Below are 1,360 nucleotides of genomic sequence, written 5' to 3'. Positions count from 1 at the left end.
TTGATGCCCCTATGGATGTCAAGCCGTGGAGGGTAGTGCGCGGTTTGGGGGGCTGGGGTTGGTGATGAGCTGGTAGATCTCGCGGGCGATGTAGCGTTTGAGGCAGCGGATGGCCTCGCGGCGGGTCTTGCCCTGGGTTTGTCGCCGGGCCACGTAGTCGCGGGTGCGGGTGTTCCAGCGCAGTCGGGCGATGGCGATGGTGTAGAGCGCGGAGTTGGCTTGGCGGTCGCCGCCGCGGTTGAGCCGGTGGCGCTGGGTCTTGCCAGAGGACGCCTGGATCGGGCTGGCACCGCACAGCGCGGCGAAGGATGCCTCGCTGCGCAGGCGTTCGGGGTTGTCACCAGCGGCGATCAGCAGGGCTGCGGCGGTGTCGGGCCCAACGCCGTAGCAGTTGAGCAGGTCCGGGCAGTGCGCGGCGATGGCGGTGGTGATCTGGGCGTTCAGATCATCGATCTCGGCGGTGAGCTGCAAAATTCGCCGAGCCAGCGATCGCAGGGTGTAGGCGGCGGCGGTGCTGGGGGCGGTGGGTGTGGCCGGGGCCAGATCGGCGCACTGGCCGATCAGTCGTGGGTTGCTCAGGCCGGTCAGCGACTCACGCAACGTGGGGTCGGCGCGGACCAGGACCGCCTTGAGCTGGTTGATGGCTTGGGCCCGGGACTTGGTTGCCGAGTCCTTGGCCATCTTGAACATGCGCACCATCTCCACCGGGCCGTCGCCGCTCTTGGCCATGGCGGTGGCGCGGCCCGACAGCACCGCGCGGGCGGCGGTTTCGGCGTCGATGGCGTCGGTCTTGCCGCGGCGGCGCCGGTGGGCCTTGTCGGGCTGGTTGACCTCCAGGACCTGGACGCCGGCGGCCTGCAGGTGGCGGGTCAGCGCGGTGCCGTAGGAGCTGGTGCCTTCCACGCCGGCGCGTTTGAGCGTGCCGTGCTGTTGGGCCCATTGCAGCAGGTGCCGGTAGCCGGTTGCGGTGGTCGGGAAGCTGCGGTGCCCCAGTGATGCGCCCTGAACGTCAAGGAGGGCGGCGACGTGGGCATCCCTGTGGGTGTCGACTCCCAGGATCACGGTCTCGTTACTGGTGTCGGTCTGTGCTGGGAGGTCGCGCTGGGGCATGCTGGGCATGGTCGCCTGTCTCCTGACGGCTCGGGAACGCGGGCCGGCCGACGCCAGACCGGGCCGGCGGTCAGGACTGTGACGGCGCCTTGTTCGCGGCAAGGCCCCTATCGGGACACCCCAGCCCGGTCTGGCGACAGCAAGCACCATCCCGGGCGGCAGCCGACAGATCAAACACAAGGCAGCAGGCCAGTCGTAACGCGAGTCAGGCCACCGCCCGAGACGGCACCCGACCATCCTCACAGTCATA

General features: G+C 69.3%; 1 protein-coding gene. It reads right to left on the bottom strand.

Annotated elements, in window-relative coordinates; translation table 11 throughout:
- Positions 1-18: 18 nt before the first annotated feature.
- Positions 19-1,110 carry an IS110 family RNA-guided transposase gene (locus HNR61_RS46565; RefSeq protein ID WP_182849569.1) on the bottom strand — a complete coding sequence of 364 codons (1,092 nt, stop codon included), beginning with the start codon at positions 1,108-1,110 and terminating at the stop codon, positions 19-21.
- Positions 1,111-1,360: the final 250 nt, after the last annotated feature.

It is taken from the genome of Actinomadura kijaniata, from assembly GCF_014138665.1.
Lineage (GTDB): Bacteria > Actinomycetota > Actinomycetes > Streptosporangiales > Streptosporangiaceae > Spirillospora > Spirillospora kijaniata.
The sequence above is the reverse complement of the archived record's forward strand: the minus strand, read 5'-3'. Positions and strand labels throughout refer to the sequence as shown.